We start from the raw sequence: 16,177 nt of genomic DNA on the forward strand, positions 1-16,177 counted from the left end.
AAGTCCGAATTTCGGGTTACAGTCAGTTACAAAATTTACCCGCAGCAAGGGGGATGAGTAAACACCGCGACCATAAACTGCTTCACGGATGCCGGCTCTTCGGTGGATACTTCATCCGTCCGATCAGTATTCCTTTTTGCCTGGGCGTGGTCCGGGCGTAGCACACGTAATTTCGAGGTAGCCGGTTGCCGCATGACGAAGGGAACAAGATGACGGTGGGAGCATGGCCGCGCATGCGGGCGCAGGTCGTCGCGATCGCGATTGCCGGCGCAGTCGTCGGCACCGTCGGCTCGATGGACGTCTACGGGCAGCCCCGGCGCGGCGCCGCCGAATCCCAGCCGCCGCCGAGGCGCTTTCTACCGAGGACTCAACGGCAGCAACCGTCCGCCGCGGCTTCCGAGCCCATCGTGCGCACGACCACGCTGCTCGACTTCGATACGACGCAGCGCGACGGTCACATGACGCCCGAAGAGCGCCACCTGCTGCGTCAGCACATCGAGGATGCCGTGCGCGAGCTCTATAAGCGTTGACGCGCGGCCGAAGGTTTTCCTTTTTCCCCGGGAACGTCGCCGCGAGTCGATGACCGGTACTCTGCGTTTCTTGCCCTTTCTCTCTCCCTGCCTTACCGTGCGCGCGCCGCGCGCCAGGCAATCCACAGCTTGCGGATCGGCGTGAGCGCGATCCGCTGATGCAGGATCTGGTAGCCGTCGCGCTCGATTTCGTCGAGCAGCGCGAGCGCCATCGCCGATTGCGCGCGCAGCGTGCGCTGGGTCTTGCGCTCGGAGGCCGGGATGCCGGCGAGCGCCGCCTGGAGCGCGTCGCGAGCCCGGCTCGTCTGGAAGCGCATGAGCTCAGAGAACTCGGCGCTGTATTTGCGATTGATGAGATCGGCCGCGGTGACCTGATGGCGCTGCAGTTCGTCGATCGGAATATAGATGCGGCCGTGGCGCGCATCGTTGCCGAGCTCCTGAACCAGCTGCGCCAGCATCAGCGCGTTGCCGAGCGGCGGCGCCCACTCGCCCGCGGCCTCGGGCTCGCGCGCGGTGACGCGGGCCACCGCGCTTGCGAACGCGCCGCCGACCTTATCGATGTAGCCGCGCAAGTTGGCGAAGTCGAGATAGCGCGCCTGATTGAGGTCCATTTCGAACCCGGCGACGAGCGCTTCGAGCGTTCCGGCTTCGCGGCCGACATCGGCCCCGTGTGCGGCAAGCGCGAGCGAGACCGGATGCGAGGGCCGTCCCGTCGCGAGCGCGCCGAGCTCCTGCTGCCACCAGGCGAGCTTCGTGCGGCCGATGGCCGGATCGCTCGTTTCCTTGACCGTTTGCTCGAGCTCGCGGCGCAGCGCGAACAGCGCGGTCAGCAGCGGCTGCCGCGCGACAGGCGCCTGCCGGAGCGCGTAATAGACGCTGGAGCCTGGCGGCCCGGCCTTTTGCGCGCAATAGTCGTCGAAGTTCTGATGGGATAAGCCGGAATCTTGTGACACGTCTGGCAAGCCGCAAGCGACGGAACGAGTGGAGTGCGGATACTACCTCATCCGCGTATCGGGGCTGGCGCTCCGCGTTCCGGCGTGAAGCGCACGCAGGAAGGAAAGCACGTGTCCGGCGCCGCCTTTGGTCCAGACGTCGACATGGTCGGCGTCGCCGATCAGCACCAGCCGGCGCAGCCCGGGTACGGCGGCGTGGAGCGCGGCGAACTGGCGCGGCGGGATCAGTTGGTCGGCAAGGCCGCCGTAGATCAGCACGGGCGCGCGCACGGCGCCGATCTTCGCAAGGTTGTCGTACCGGTCGCGCAGCAGCCAGCGAACGGGCACGTAGGGAAAGCGCGTGCGGGCGACATCGGCCATACAGGTGAAGGGCGCTTCGAGAAGCAGCGCTTCGACAGGGTACTCGGTCGCCATTTGAACCGCGACGCCGGTGCCGAGCGAATAGCCATGCAAAACGACGCGCGACGTCTGCCGGTAGGCGAACTCGAGCGCCGCGCGGCCGTCCGCGTAGAGCCCCGCTTCGTGCGGCTTGCCGGGGTTGCCGCCGTAGCCGCGGTATTCGGCGAGGACGACCCCATAGCCCGCCTCGACGAGCGCGTGCGCGATGTGCACGCGTTGCGAAAGGTCTTCCCCGTTACCGTGAAAGAGGACGATGGTCGCGGCGTCGGGAGCGGCGGGCGGCTTATGTCGAATGCCGAGCTCGAGGCCGTCTCGCGTTCGCACGACAGCGGGCGAGAGCCGATCGGCGTCCGGGTGTGGAGGGATGTCGCGGATCCGTTCGAGCGGATAGATGAGCCGGCCCTGCAGCCAGAGCAGCATCGCGACGATCGATCCATAGCCGAGCGCGGCGATGCCGGCGGCGGAGAGCAGTGTCGCGCGCACCGGGATTTTCATGTCAGTGAGCGTGGTGGGCGTTCATGTCACTGCGCGCGCACGTTCGAGGCAATGGACATCGCTGGCCGGACCGTGTTGGTGCAGCAGGGTCTCGAAGCGCGCGGGCGCAAGCCGTGGCGGCGGTTCGTAGCGCGGCGCGAGCTGCGAAAGCGCGCGGTGAAAGCGCGTGAACGTGGCGAAGTCGCGCGGATAGAGCGCTTCGTCAACGCCTAGAAACCGCCCCTCGCGCGTCGCGGAATCGATCAACGTGCGCCATCCCGCGATCGGCTCGACCCCGATGCTCTCCGTGCCGTGCGAGAACAGCATGAGGTCGATTTCCTCGAAGGGCGGCTGCCCGGCGAGGAAGCGCCGCAGCGCATCGGCCGATTGCTCGACGCAAAAGAGCAGCCAGAACGGTAGCGCGTGCAGTCGCAATGTCGTGAACGGATCCATCAGCAGGAAAGAATCGACGACGAGCCGCCGCGGCTCGATGCCCGCGTCGCGGTACCAGTCGCGGTAGATGTTCGCGGCGACGAAGCTCGCTGCCTCCGGTTCGCGAAAGCGAATTTCGACGATGCGCCAGTTCATCCTCGCTCCCATTGCCAGCAACTCCTCGACGAGCGCCGCGTCGAAGCCCCATTCTGCTTCCGGTGCGATATCGTCGGGCTCGGGCGGATCCCAACGGCTGCGCGCGCTGCCGTAACGAGCCAGATAATCGCGCACGCGCGGCCCTCCATGCAAGTATTCATGCTCGGTTGCGCCGCCTGTCGCACCAAACTGAAAGTAAGCGCGCTCGTTCAACCGAGTGACGGGCCACCTGCGTTTGCACGCCGCGACATAGAGCGTGCCCCCGCGCGCCAGATTGCGCAGCAGGAATTCACGGTAGGCGAGCGGCAGCGTGCGGTGCTTGAGCCTGAAGTAGCGCATCGTCTGCAACATCAATCGATCCTGGTTCGGATCGAACATGTGATGGACGGCGATGCGGCTGTCGGCTTCGAGCAGCGCGTCGACGATGCGCCGACCCTCTTCGAAGCCGCGACGCGCATCGTCGGGATCGGATAGCGGCGCGCGCACGGGGCAGAGAAATGTCTGCGGCAGCCACGGAACACCCAGCGCGGCGGCGACATGCACGAGCGCGCCGTTCGAGGAGCCGACGAATGCGGCCGGGAAGGGGCCGTCCGGGTACAGGCCGGCGACCCATTCGGCGATCTTTTCGATATCGAGCCGGCGCGCTTCCCGCGGGCCGATGCTTTCGGTCATGCCGCCGATCGCGTAGGCCCATTCGCGCGCCGTGCGCGGCAAGCAATTGATCGCCGGCATGGCGGCATCGAGCAGCGGCGACTGGCTGGGGCTGCTGAACGGCTCTCCCCTCAGCGAGGCCGCCAATGCTTGTGCCATCGCGGCGGCCGAATCGAAGCGCGCGATTCCGCGCGGCGGTCTGTTCACGAATGGGCTCCCGCATGCGAGACGGCATCGACCAGCCTGACCGGTTCAGGCGAACGCAGCAGAAACGGCAGGATCTCGAACGCGAAACTTTCCGGATAGACGAAATTGAGCGTGTGCGTGCCCCCCGCGATGACGAGCAATTCGCCGTTCGGCAATTGCCCGGCGACTTCCTCGGCCCAACGCTGCGTTACGAGCGAATCGCGGGAACCGCGTACGACGAGGGTCGGCGCCACGATATCGGACAGCCGATCCTCGATCCGATCGCGCATTGCCATCCGTATCGCGGCGAGTGCGTACGCAATACCCGCCTTCGCATAGTCGATCCGGGCGACGGGGGCGGGCGAGGGCCGCCGCTCGCGCCGGCCGTTGATCAACGCGCGCGTAATTTGCCGCGGCAGCGAGCGGGCGAAACGATCCGTCGTCGGTCCTTGCAGCACGAGCCGATCGACGACATCGGGATAGCGTACGGCAAGCTCGGCGAGCACCTGGCAGCCGAACGAATTGCCGACGAACATGGCACGCTCGATCCCGCACGTCTGCAGCCAAAGATGCAGCACATGAGCCAACTCGACGACCGACAGCGGCGGCCGGTGAAGATGCTGGAGGCAGGCGCTTTCGCCGAAGCCGGGCAGATCGGGCGCGTAGACGCGAAAATTCCGACTGAGCGCGCATGCGAGCGGCTCCATGTAGCGGCTGGATACCACCAGACCGTGAACGAGAACGACCGGCGGGTAGTTCGAGGCGGAAGGCGGCCCGGGGCGCATGCGGTGAAACATCGAAAACGTACCCGCTTGCACGGAGCAGCCGGCTATCCCGGACGCCCGCGTTGCCGGCGTGAGCGCGGGCATGTGCTCGAGCCGACGCCATTCGACGGCAACGCGCGCGGCTCCGGCACAAACTGCCGCGCCGGCCGCAAGCGCAAGCGCTGCATCCAACATCGGATGTCCTCCACTGCCCCCCGCCGATCGAACCGGATTCTTCCGCATGGTCCGGCGGCGTTGTGCCGCGGCCATGCGTGACGGATAGCGGAAACGCTGCAATGTTTACGCCTGGGTTGTGCGGCTCCATCCGACGAATCCGCTCACGCCGGTAGCCATGAAATAGGGAATAATGGAAGCATGCGTGAATGCAACGCATCTGATCCAGTTCTCCTGGTGTTTCGAACGCTTGAATCCATCATCGATCACGAACGCGCGCGCGGTTCGGCCCGAGCCGGCTGCGCGTCGGTCCACCCAAAGACATGTCGAATACCTCAGTAGTCCAATCGAACGACGCACCGAGCGCGCGCGACGCCGTGCGCGCATTGCGTTCGTCGCAGATCCGCGAAGTCGCGAACGCGGGCTTCGGCAACAGCGACGTCCTGCCGTTCTGGTTCGGCGAATCCGATCGCGTGACGCCTCGTTTCATCCGTGATGCCGCATCGGAGGCGCTCAGTTCCGGGGCGACGTTCTACACGCACAACCTCGGCATCGCACCGCTGCGCGAAGCTATCGCGCGCCATGTATCGGCGTTGCACGGGCAGACGTCCGTCGATCATGTGGCCGTTACCAGCGCCGGCGTCAACGCGCTCATGCTCGCATCGCAATTGATCGTCGGGGCAGGCGATCGCGTTGTCGCCGTCACGCCGCTTTGGCCCAACATCGTCGAAATTCCGAAGATCCTCGGCGCCGATGTCGAGACGGTCTCGCTCGAATATGGCGCTCACGGCTGGCGGCTGGACCTCGACAAGCTGCTCGCGGCGCTCACCGCGTCGACGAAGCTTCTCATCGTCAACTCGCCGAACAATCCGTCGGGCTGGGTACTGACTCGCGACGAGCAGCAGACGGTGCTCGATCATTGCCGGCGCCACGGCATCTGGATTCTCGCGGACGAGGTCTACGAGCGGCTCTACTACGACGATGTCCGTCGAGACGCCTGCGCGCCGTCTTTTCTGGACATCGCGTCGAGAGACGAGCGCGTCATTTGCGTGAACTCGTTTTCGAAGGCTTACCTGATGACGGGCTGGCGCCTCGGCTGGCTCGTTGCCCCGGCTGCGTTGATGGAGGACCTCGCGAAGCTGATCGAATACAACACATCGTGTGCGCCGTCGTTCGTGCAGCAGGCCGGAATTGCCGCGCTCGCGGATGGCGGGAGCACGCCACGGCAATTGCTCGGCGATCTGCGCGTGGCCCGAGACCACCTCGTGCAGTCTTTGCAGGCGTTGCCCGGTGTCGACGTGACGTCCCCGCCGGGCGCCATGTACCTCTTTTTCTCAATGCCGGGTGCCGGCGAAAGCCTTGCGCTCTGCAAGGCGCTCGTCCGTGAAGCCGGTCTTGGGCTCGCGCCAGGCAGCGCGTTCGGCCCGGAGGGGGAAGGGTATGTTCGGTGGTGTTACGCCTGCGACGTCGCGCGCATCGATGCTGGGCTCGAACGGTTGCGAACTTTCCTCGAGCGGCGCGCAGGCGGACGATGACGAGCGGTCCGATTCGCGCGTTCCGCTATGCGCCGCGGCAAAGCTGATTCGGTGGTATCGATAGCGCGATAAATTCGTTTGCCTCGAGGCGCGCCGCGCCCAGAATTCTCGCCATGCAGTCAGTGGGCCGCGTCATGAGCGCGCAAGGCGAGAACGCGGCGAGAAAGCGGCACCATGCCGCGCCTTCGGGGAGAGCGATGACGCAAATTCAAGAGAGTGCGCGTCCCGGGCATGCGCCTGGGGAACGGTCGGCCAGGCCGAGCGGTTTGTTTGCGACGGAAGACTGGTGGGCCGTCTGGATCGGCCTCGGCGTCGTGGTGATCGCTTATGCCTTCTTCGCGGCCGGCGGCAGCATCAAGTCGATCGCCGTGGCGCCGGCGAAATGGAGCGCATGGTCCGGCGCCGCCGGCGACCTGGGTTCGCACATCGTTTCTTACCTCGCGCTTTGGGCGGCGTTTGCCGTGCTCTTCGGCGTGAGTATCGCCGCGCAAGGCGGCTCCGCGCTCCAATTCGTCCGCGCTTTCGTCGTGCTCTTCACCGTGTCGGCGCTCGTCTTCACCTTCGGGGCCTGGACGATCGCCGTGCGCTACAACCTCGAGCCGCCGCTCGTGGCGTTGGCGCTCGGCCTCGTCGTCTCTAACGTGTTCGGCGTGCCGGAATGGCTGAAGCCGGCGCTGCGCGTCGAGCTCTTCATCAAGGTCGGCATCGTTCTGCTCGGCGCGACGCTGCCCTTTACGCTGCTCGTCTGGGCCGGACCCGTTGCGCTCGGCCAGGCGACGATCGTTTCGCTCGTCACGTTCTTCACGATCTTCATCGTCGCGCGCTGGGCAGGACTCGAGCCGCGCTTCGCCGCCGTGCTCGGTGTCGGCGGCGCCGTATGCGGCGTTTCGGCTTCGATCGCCGTTGCCGGCGCCGTGCGCGCCAAACGGGAGCAGGCTTCGGTCGCGATCACGCTCGTCGTCGTCTGGGCGATCGTGATGGTCTTCGTGCTGCCGTTCGCCTCGCGAGCGCTCGGCCTGCCCACTGGCGTGGCGGGCGCGTGGATCGGCACGTCCGAGTTCGCGGACGCCGCGGGAATCGCTGCCGCGCAGGCGTACGGCGATATCGCGCGTCACGCGGGCGGCGCGATTGCGGGATCGCCCGAGGCGTCCGTCCAAGCGTTCACACTGATGAAAGTGATCGGCCGCGATATCTGGATCGGCATCTGGGCCTTCGTGCTCGCGATCGTCGCGACGAGCCGCTGGCAGGATGCTGCCGACGGCATTCGTACGCGGACCGGCGCAGGCGAAATCTGGGCGCGCTTCCCGAAGTTCGTCATCGGCTTCGTCGTCGCATCGGCATTCGTCACGTGGGTCGCCAGCCATTACTCGATCGGCGACTATCGTGCGATCGTCACGCCCGCGCTCGTCGCGCCGATCACGACGCTCCGTATCTGGGCCTTTACGCTTTGCTTCCTCAGCATCGGGCTCACGACGAGATTTTCGAGTCTCGCGGCAACGGGCAAAAAGCCGTTGGCTGTATTCGCGGCCGGTGTCGTCGTGAACGTCGTCGTCGGTTATTTGCTTTCCGCTCATCTGTTCGCCCCTTACTGGGAGCGGCTCGCGAAATGACAGCGGTATCGAAGCATCACGCCGGCTCGGCGACGCAGGACGACCCTCGCGTGCGCTGCGCCGCGTGCGGCCATTGGTCGAGCGTGCGTTCGTCGCTCGAAACCGCCATTCCGGGGCTCGCGTCGCTCGGTTCAGCGTTCGGCGCCAGTGCGGCCGATACGCGCTTGTGTCGACGGCATGACCGGCTGACATCGCCGCGCGACGGATGTCGATCCTTCATCAGTCGTTCGTCGGCAGCCATCGATTGACCCGGCTGTTTCCGTTCTCCGCTCACCCGCAGGTGGCAAGCGCTACCATCGAGTCGGCGAGCATGCCGCTTGCGGCACGACGGCACATGCGGTCGCTGATCGGCGAACGGGGAGCGGGAGATGGCTTCGAAGCACGAAGTAAGGCGCTACAAGGCGAACTTGTCGGACGAACTGCACAGCGCAGCGCTCTACGAAACGCTCGCCAACGCGGAGCGCGATACGGTGCGCAAGGACGTCTACCGCGAGCTCGCGGCAGCCGAACGACAACATGCGCAGATCTGGGCCGATAAGCTGAGGGCGAGCGGCGTGGTACGGCCGCATTCAGGCCTCGCGCTGAAAACTCGCTTGATGCAGATGCTCGTTCGCGCATTCGGCCCGCGCTTTGTCTTGCCGACGCTCGCGGCGGCGGAATATGCGGATCGCGACAAATACGCCGATCAGCCCGATGCCGGTCAACTCTCGGCCGAGGAGCGCCTTCACGCGGGGATCGTTCAGGAGCTCGCGCACGGCCAGAGCGGCGGGACGACGCAGGGTGCCCGTATCGCGGCGGCCGAGTCTTGGCACAAAGGCGTCTCGTCGGGAAACGACCTGCGCGCGGCCGTGCTCGGCGCGAACGACGGCCTCGTCTCGAACTTCTGTCTCGTGATGGGCGTCGCCGGCGCCGGAACAGGCAACCGCGCGATCGTGCTCACGGCCTTGGCCGGGCTCATCGCGGGCGCATGCTCGATGGCGCTCGGCGAGTGGCTGTCGGTGACGAACGCTCGCGAGCTTGCTCGAACGCAGATCGCGAAGGAAGCCGACGAGCTGAAGATCTCGCCCGATACCGAGGAGCACGAACTCGTGCTCATCTTTCGCGCGAAAGGGCTCGACATGGCCACTGCGAAGCGCGTGGCGGCCCAGCTGATGCGCGACAAGGACAAGGCGCTCGATACGCTGACGCGTGAGGAGTTGGGCCTCGACCCGGCGGAGCTGGGCGGCAATCCGTGGTCCGCGGGTGCCGTATCGTTCGTCCTCTTCGCGACCGGCGCGATTTTCCCGGCGATGCCGTTTCTTTGGGCGTCGGGCGTGAGTGCGATCGCCCAATGTATCGTCCTCAGCGCCGCCGCGCTCGCGGCCATCGGCGTCTTCACGTCGCTTTTCAACGGACGCAGCGCGGCATTTTCCGCGATCAGACAGGTCGTGATCGGCCTCGTCGCCGCGGCGTTCACGTTCGGGATAGGCCGCCTGCTCGGCGTTTCGGTGTCCTAACCCGTATCGCGGCTCACGGCAATCGCCACCAGCGAGGCAGCAACCGCCGTACTTCGGGACGGCGGTAGCGATCGTCGATCAGATGGAGCACGCCTACATCGTTTTCGCTCCGGACTACCCGCCCTGCGGCCTGAACGACCTTTTGCAGTCCCGGATAAAGATAGGCATAGTCATAGCCGCTGCCGAAGCGGGCTTCCATTGCAAGCCGCATCTGCTCGTTGATCTCGTTGACCTGCGGAAGGCCCAACGTGGCGATGAACGCGCCGATCAACCGCTCGCCGACGAGATCGATACCTTCCGAAAACGCCCCGCCCAGCACGGCAAGGCCGATGCACGAATCCGTCGCGCGAAAGCGCGCGAGGAACGCGTCGCGCGCTGCCTCATCCATGCCTGGCGCTTGTTTGCATATCGGCAGATGCGGATGCCGCGTGCGAATCAGCGTGCAGAGGCGATCGAGATAGTCGAAGCTGCTGAGGAAACCTAAATAGTTTCCGGGGCGAGCCGCATATTGCTCGGCAATCAGATCGGCGATCGGCTCGAGCGATCGCTCGCGGTCTCGCCAGCGCGTCGACACATGGCCTGCTACTTGCACGGTGAGCTGCTCGGATCGGAACGGGCCTTCGATGTCGAGCCATGCCGTCGTGTCGGGCAAGCCGAGCATGTCGCGGTAGAAGTGTTGCGGGTTGAGCGTGCCCGAGAACAGGACCGTCGAATGCGCCGTGGCGTGCCGAGCGGCGAGGAATGGAGCTGGAACGACGTTGCGCACGCATAGCGTCGAGGTCCTTCGTGCGCGGCCACGCGCAATGTGCTCGACCGATGTCGCATCGAACAGAGAATGATTGTCGAACTGCTCCGCGAGTGCGACGAAATGCGTTGTATCGAAGAAGAATTGCAGCAGCGGCTCTTCGATCTGGGCCGATGTTTCTCCGAGTTGCTCGCTGACCAGGCCGATGAACTTCTGCGCGGTGTTGAGCAGCGTCTTCGGTATCTCGTCGTAGACCTGGTAGGCGGTGCCTTGCGTACGAGCGAGCGCGTTCCATTCTCGCTGCAGTCGTTGGAGCGATCTCTTCAAACCCGCGGGCGCCGCTTTGATCGCTTTGCGCAAGGCGCTTTGATCGAGCGAGGCTGTGTACATCTTGCGCGCGCGCTCGAGCAGATTGTGTGCTTCGTCGACGAGCACGGCGATGCGCCATTGATTTAGCCGCGCCAGCGCATGCAGCAATGCGCTGCTGTCGTAGTAATAGTTGTAGTCGCCGATGACGACATCGCTCCACCGCACCAATTCCTGCGCGAGGTAGTAGGGGCACACCTTGTGCGCGAGTGCGATTTCGCGCACCGCCGCCCGATCGAGGCGCCGCGTGGCGAGCGCCGCGCGGCGAGCCGCGCCGAGACGGTCATAAAAGCCGCGCGCAAGCGGACACGATTCGCCGTGACAGGCTTTGTCCGGGTGCTCGCACGCCTTGTCGCGTGCGGTGAGTTCGAGCGTACGAAGCGGCAGCCCGCCTGTTTCCGCGCCAAGCGCATCGATCGCCTCGAGCGCAAGCGCACGGCCCGGCGTCTTGGCCGTGAGAAAGAAGATGCGTTCGACGCGGTCTTCCCCGCAGGCCTTCAGTGCGGGGAAGAGCGTCGCAAGCGTTTTGCCGATGCCGGTCGGCGCTTGCGCCATCAGCGTCCTGCCGTCGCGCGCGGCACGGTAGACGGCCACGGCAAGCTCGCGTTGGCCCGTTCGGAACGTCTGATACGGAAAGGCAAGGGTGCTCAAGGCCGCGTTGCGCGCTTGAGCGTGGGCTTGCTCTTGCGCGGCCCAGTCGAGGAATCGCTCGCATTGCTCGACGAAGAACGTTTCGAGTTCGGCTGCATGGTATGTTCGAGTGAGCGCCGTTTCCTTGCGCGTCGAGACATCGAAGTAGACCAGGGCGACATGCAGCTCCGACAGTTCGCGCGCTTGGCACAACAAGTGCCCGTAGACGAGCGCTTGTGCCCAGTGCAGCGCACGGTGATTGTCCGGCATCGCGTCGAGATCGCCGCGGTACGTTTTGATCTCCTCGAGTCGATTGTCGGCCGGGTCATAACCGTCCGCTCTGCCGCGCACGGTCAGTTCTCGATGCGTGCCGGTCAAGGAAATTTCGGACTCGTAGCGAGGCCCACGCCGTGCGCTGACCACCGCATGCCCCTCGATTCCTTCCAGCGCGGTGGGAGCGGGTGTGAAGCGCAGATCGAGATCGCCGCGCTTGGCCGTGAACTCGCACAGCATGCGGACGGCGACGACGTAGCTCATGCCGATGCTCCCGCCGTGCTATCGGTGGCAGAGGAGTGCGTCGCTTCAGCGGTCGAGGTTGCGCACGACGCTTCGATTTCTCCGGTCTCCTCGCCGTCGTCCCAGCGCACATCGACGACGCGCACGGGCATGCCGTGAAGCACACAGTATTCAAGCCAGCGCGTTTGATTGTCTTGCAGTCTATCGCCGGGACCTTTCACTTCGACCAGCTCATAGCGTCGTTCGTCAGGCCAGAACCGGACAAGGTCGGGCAGGCCGGAGCGGTTTTCGCGAATGTCTTCGAGCAGCCGCTTGAACCACAGCCTCAGATGCGCGGCCGGCAGGCAGTCGAGCGCCATTTCTAGGAGCTCACGGGTGAGGATGCCCCAGAAGACGAACGGCGATTGCAGCCCAGCCTTGCGCTCGAAATGATCGACGATCGTCGTGCGATAGGTGCCGCTATCGAGTTGCGCCAGGCAGCGAGCGAACTCGGTCGCACGGCGTGCATGGAAGTCAGGGGCGTGCAGATCGGCAGGACCACGCTGGAATGGGTGGAAGAAGGCGCCGGAGACCGGCGCGAATACGGCTTCCCAGCAAAGCAGTCCAAAGAGCGAGTTGATGAGCGTGTTTTCGACGTAGTAGACAGGGGCGGACGGCGTGTCGAGGTGATCGCGGACTGCATATTCGACGGCGAACGGTTCCTCGGGGCGCGAGAGCGTGAGGAGATCGCGTGGAATGACGCAGGCGCGCTCGACGCGCAAGGCCGGAAGTTGCAAGCGACGCCGCAGCCTCGGCAGCAGTCTCGCGACGCGCTGGCTCTCGGCTTCGTTTTCCGGAGCGAGCTCAGCCTCCGAGGCGAGCGCCAATGCATCGCCGAACCGATCGCAACGTTCGAGCACGCGCATGCGGCGCTGGCGAGCGCCCGGCCAGGTGCAACGCTCGTAGACCGTCAGCGCGAGATCCCATTGATGCCGTCGTTCCGCGCATTGGCCGATGCCAAATAGCAGTTTTGCTCGACGCGTCTCCAGCCACGCATTGTCGATCTCGATCGATCTCGTCGCCGCAAAGACGGACTCGAGCGAATCGACTTCTTCGGCGGCATCGAGCGCTTCTCGGCAGGCATGCAGAGCGAGCCAGGCCTCGACGTCGGCCCGTTGCCGAAACGCTCGCGCCGAAGGGGCGATCGATACTGTCTCGTATTGGTAGACACCGAGATCCGCCAGCACGAACTCGGACCAGTCTTGATGCAGATTGCCGAAGAACAGGAGCTTCAGCCGATCGGCAAGCGGTGCGATGGCGACATGGAGAATCTGATCCGGCGTGTCGGCATCCCAATCAACGAGACGCCGCGCGTCCGTGTGCCTCGCGCGTAGAAGATCGAGCCACTCCGACTTGCGCGCCGACTTCGAGATGTCCGCGTCACTGAAAATCCGCTGCAGCTCGGAACGCGTTGACAGTGCGAAGAGCGCGTCGATCGTCAGCGGCGGATCGGGATCGACCCAGCCGAGCACCGCGAGCGGAGCGGCGGCTGCGACCGGGCAACCGACTTCTTCGTACGTCAGGCGGCTTGTGCGAAAGATCATGCCCTTGCGCATCAGCATGCGCACGAGCAGCGCGCGCGAGTTGAGCGGAAGGCGAGGGAATTCGGCAAGAAAGGCGTGCTCGGTCGCGTCGAGCAGGTCGTCGTAGCGTTGCGCGAGCCACGCGAGCGCGCGTTCGAAGTTATGCAGGTAATAGAGCGGGGACGGAACGTCGGTAAGCACGGGCGGAACGGCAACCTGTATATTTGTACAGGCATAATAGCAAAGTCCTCCGCGCGGACGCGACGGCCACCGCGCAGATCAAGCGCCGCCCGCCTTTTCCAATCCTTCCCACAGCCCGTTCAAATAAACGGCGCCGAGCGCTCGATCAAAAAGGCCGTAGCCCGCTCGCCCCGTCTCGCCCCAGATCATCCGGCCGTGGTCGGGTCTGGCATAGCCCTCGAACCCGACTTCGAAGTAAGCCTTGACGATCTCGGCCATATCGAGCGACCCGTCGGCTGAGCGATGCGAAGTCTCGTAAAAGTCGCCCTCCGCATTGGTTCGCACGTTCCTCAAGTGGGCGAAATGGATGCGGCCGCGCGCGCCAAACTCGCGCACGAGCGCGGGAATATCGTTGCGCGGGTCGGCGCCGAGCGAACCCGAGCAGAGCGTCAGTCCGTTCGCGGGATCGTCGACGATCGAAAGCAGGCGCTCGAGGTCGTCACGATTCTTCACGATGCGAGGGAGGCCGAAGATCGGACGCGGCGGATCGTCGGGGTGCATTGCCATCCGAATGCCGCAGTCTTTGGCGATAGGAACGATGGCACGCAAGAAGTACTCGAGGTTGGCCCAGAGCCCCGATTCGTCGAGCGTTTCGTACTCGTGCAGCAGCGCTTTCAACTCGTCGGGACGATAGCTGGTATCCCAGCCGGGCAGCGCGATGCCTTTCGAGAGGTCGAGCGCTTCGATTGCGTCGGCATCGAACGCGAGCGTCGTCGAGCCGTCGGGCAGCCGCATTTCGAGCGACGTGCGAGTCCAGTCGAAGACGGGCATGAAGTTGTAGCAGACGACCTTCACCTCGCACGCGGCGAGGTTGCGCAGGGTCTGCCCGTAGTTCGCGATCAACGCATCGCGCGTGGGCTTGCCGAGCTTGATGTCCTCATGCACAGGCACGCTTTCGATCACTTCGAGCTTGAGCCCGTGCGACTCCACTTTTTCCTTCAGCGCGCGGATCTTATCGAGCGGCCAGACATCGCCGACGGGCACGTCGTAGATCGCCGACACGATCCCGTGCATGCCCGGAATCTGGCGAATATAGGCGAGCGGGATCGGATCGTTGTCGCCATACCAGCGGAAGGTCATCTTCATGATTCGTTCGGTATCCTATCTATTGACCGGCAAATGCGTGCCGAGTGCGCGACGATGCGACAACGCGACCGGGGCCGGGCTTGCGTCGCCGCGTCAAGCGTTGCGCAGCACTTAGGTAATGACGCCTACCTGCCAGGGTACGAACTCGCTTTGGCCGTATCCATGCAACTCGCTCTTCGAGCGCGTGCCGGAGGCGCAGTCGAGCATCATGCGGAAGATCGCCTCGCCGAGCTCGTTGATGGTCGCGGTGCCGTCGATCACGCCGCCGCAGTTGATGTCCATGTCGTCTTGCTGACGCTCCCAGAGCGCCGTATTCGTCGCGAGCTTCAGCGACGGCGACGGCGCGCAGCCGTATGCGGAGCCCCGGCCCGTCGTGAAGCAGATCAGATTGGCGCCCGACGCGACCTGGCCCGTCGCCGATACCGGGTCGTAGCCGGGCGAATCCATGAACACGAACCCCTTCGCGTCGATCCGCTGCGCATACTCGTAGACCGCGACGAGATTCGTCGTTCCGCCTTTCGCCACGGCGCCGAGCGATTTTTCGAGGATCGTCGTGAGGCCGCCCACCTTGTTGCCGGCCGAAGGGTTGTTGTCCATCGCCGCGCCGTTGCGCGCGCAATAGTCTTGCCACCAGCCGATTCGTGCGAGCAGATTCTCGCCGACTTCGGGACTCACGGCGCGACGCGTCAACAGATGCTCGGCGCCATAGACTTCGGGCGTCTCCGAAAGAATGGCGGTCCCGCCGTGCCGGACCAGGCGATCGACGGCCGCGCCGAGCGCCGGGTTGGCCGAAATGCCCGAATAGCCGTCGGACCCACCGCACTGAAGCCCCACGACGAGATGCGAGGCCGGCACCGGCTCTCGTTTAACGCGATTCGCTTCGGGCAGCATTTCGCGGACCATCGCAATGCCGCGCTCGATCGTCTTGCGCGTGCCGCCGCTGTCCTGAATCGTGAACGTGCGCAAACGCATGTCGGACTCGGTCAGCCCGCCCGATTCGAGTACGCCGCCGATCTGGTTGGTCTCGCAGCCGAGGCCGACGAATAGCACGGAAGCGAAGTTCGCGTGGACCGCGTAGCCGGCCAGCGTGCGGCGCAGGATCGCGATGCCTTCGCCTTGCATGTCGATGCCGCAGCCGAGACCATGCGTTAGCGCGACGACGCCGTCGACGTTGGGGAACTCCGCCAGCGCTTCGGGATGGACGTCGCGCCGGAAATAATCGGCGATGGCGCGCGCGACTGTGGCCGAACAGTTCACGCTCGTCAGCACGCCGATGTAATTGCGCGTGGCGACGCGGCCGTCCGCTCGCCTGATGCCCATGAAGGTGGCCGGGTCGGCGACGTACTCTGTCGGATGCGTATCGATCCCGAACGCGTGCTCGCGCTCGAACTCGGCCATGCCGAGGTTGTGAACGTGCACGTGCTGGCCGCGCGCGATGTCCTCGAGGGCGACGCCGATGATCTGGTTGTAGCGCTTCACGGGCTCGCCTTTGGCGATCGCCCGCGTCGCGATCTTGTGCCCGGGCGGAACGAGGCCCGTGACCACGAGATCCTCGGCATCGATGCGGGTCCCCGAGACGAGTTGACGCGTGGCGATGACGACGTCGTCGTTCGGATGAAGGCGGATGACAGCGTGCGCGGCCGGTGCCTGGGTGGGAGCTGGAGTCAACATA

The 16,177-nt window shown here is 65.1% G+C and carries 12 protein-coding genes; 4 read left to right on the forward strand and 8 right to left on the reverse strand.

What is annotated here, in order from left to right; all coding sequences use genetic code 11:
- The first annotated feature begins 209 nt into the window (after positions 1-209).
- Positions 210-530 (forward strand): hypothetical protein, encoded by a 321-nt coding sequence (locus C9I57_RS19385; RefSeq protein ID WP_258187729.1) that lies wholly within the window; start codon positions 210-212, stop codon positions 528-530.
- A 92-nt stretch (positions 531-622) separates the two neighbouring features.
- Here the strand turns inward: C9I57_RS19385 and hpnD are convergent, their stop codons facing one another.
- Genes hpnD through C9I57_RS19405 form a run of 4 tightly spaced genes read right to left on the reverse strand, consistent with a single transcriptional unit; the run spans position 623 to position 4,740 of the window.
- Positions 623-1,483 carry a presqualene diphosphate synthase HpnD gene (gene hpnD, locus C9I57_RS19390; protein ID WP_107152247.1) on the reverse strand — a complete coding sequence of 287 codons (861 nt, stop codon included), beginning with the start codon at positions 1,481-1,483 and terminating at the stop codon, positions 623-625.
- Positions 1,484-1,525: 42 nt separating this feature from the next.
- Positions 1,526-2,377, reverse strand: a complete 852-nt coding sequence (locus tag C9I57_RS19395) for an alpha/beta hydrolase (RefSeq protein ID WP_107152248.1) — start codon at positions 2,375-2,377, stop codon at positions 1,526-1,528.
- A gap of 21 nt (positions 2,378-2,398) precedes the next feature.
- A complete protein-coding gene (locus C9I57_RS19400) occupies positions 2,399-3,802 on the reverse strand; it encodes a hypothetical protein (RefSeq protein WP_107152249.1) in 1,404 nt (467 codons plus the stop codon).
- Positions 3,799-4,740, reverse strand: coding sequence for an alpha/beta fold hydrolase (locus C9I57_RS19405; protein WP_107152250.1), 942 nt, complete (start codon positions 4,738-4,740; stop codon positions 3,799-3,801). Before C9I57_RS19405 ends, C9I57_RS19400 begins: the two co-directional genes overlap by 4 nt.
- A 302-nt stretch (positions 4,741-5,042) precedes the next feature.
- Here C9I57_RS19405 and C9I57_RS19415 point away from each other — a divergent pair, with 302 nt between their 5' ends.
- The 3 genes from C9I57_RS19415 (at position 5,043) to C9I57_RS19430 (ending at position 9,360) form a co-directional block, all read left to right on the forward strand.
- Positions 5,043-6,254, forward strand: coding sequence for a pyridoxal phosphate-dependent aminotransferase (locus C9I57_RS19415; protein ID WP_107152252.1), 1,212 nt, complete (start codon positions 5,043-5,045; stop codon positions 6,252-6,254).
- 197 nt (positions 6,255-6,451) lie between these two features.
- Positions 6,452-7,864 (forward strand): YeiH family protein, encoded by a 1,413-nt coding sequence (locus tag C9I57_RS19420; protein ID WP_258187730.1) that lies wholly within the window; start codon positions 6,452-6,454, stop codon positions 7,862-7,864.
- A gap of 368 nt (positions 7,865-8,232) precedes the next feature.
- Positions 8,233-9,360 carry a VIT1/CCC1 transporter family protein gene (locus C9I57_RS19430; protein WP_107152255.1) on the forward strand — a complete coding sequence of 376 codons (1,128 nt, stop codon included), beginning with the start codon at positions 8,233-8,235 and terminating at the stop codon, positions 9,358-9,360.
- 13 nt (positions 9,361-9,373) lie between these two features.
- On the opposite strand, the gene C9I57_RS19435 is transcribed toward C9I57_RS19430, so the two are convergent.
- The 4 genes from C9I57_RS19435 to C9I57_RS19450 all read right to left on the reverse strand — a co-directional run bounded on the left by C9I57_RS19435 (position 9,374) and on the right by C9I57_RS19450 (position 16,176).
- On the reverse strand, positions 9,374-11,638 hold the full coding sequence (locus tag C9I57_RS19435) for an ATP-dependent DNA helicase (RefSeq protein ID WP_107152256.1): 2,265 nt from the start codon (positions 11,636-11,638) through the stop codon (positions 9,374-9,376).
- Positions 11,635-13,380 carry a VRR-NUC domain-containing protein gene (locus C9I57_RS19440; RefSeq protein WP_107152257.1) on the reverse strand — a complete coding sequence of 582 codons (1,746 nt, stop codon included), beginning with the start codon at positions 13,378-13,380 and terminating at the stop codon, positions 11,635-11,637. The genes C9I57_RS19435 and C9I57_RS19440 overlap by 4 nt, the downstream gene beginning before the upstream one ends.
- Before the next feature lie 78 nt (positions 13,381-13,458).
- Positions 13,459-14,505: a mannonate dehydratase gene (gene uxuA / locus C9I57_RS19445; protein WP_107152258.1), complete on the reverse strand. Its 1,047-nt coding sequence runs from the start codon at positions 14,503-14,505 to the stop codon at positions 13,459-13,461.
- A gap of 111 nt (positions 14,506-14,616) precedes the next feature.
- Positions 14,617-16,176, reverse strand: coding sequence for a UxaA family hydrolase (locus C9I57_RS19450; RefSeq protein WP_107152259.1), 1,560 nt, complete (start codon positions 16,174-16,176; stop codon positions 14,617-14,619).
- Position 16,177: the final 1 nt, after the last annotated feature.

It is taken from the genome of Trinickia symbiotica (assembly GCF_003028655.1).
GTDB lineage: Bacteria > Pseudomonadota > Gammaproteobacteria > Burkholderiales > Burkholderiaceae > Trinickia > Trinickia symbiotica_A.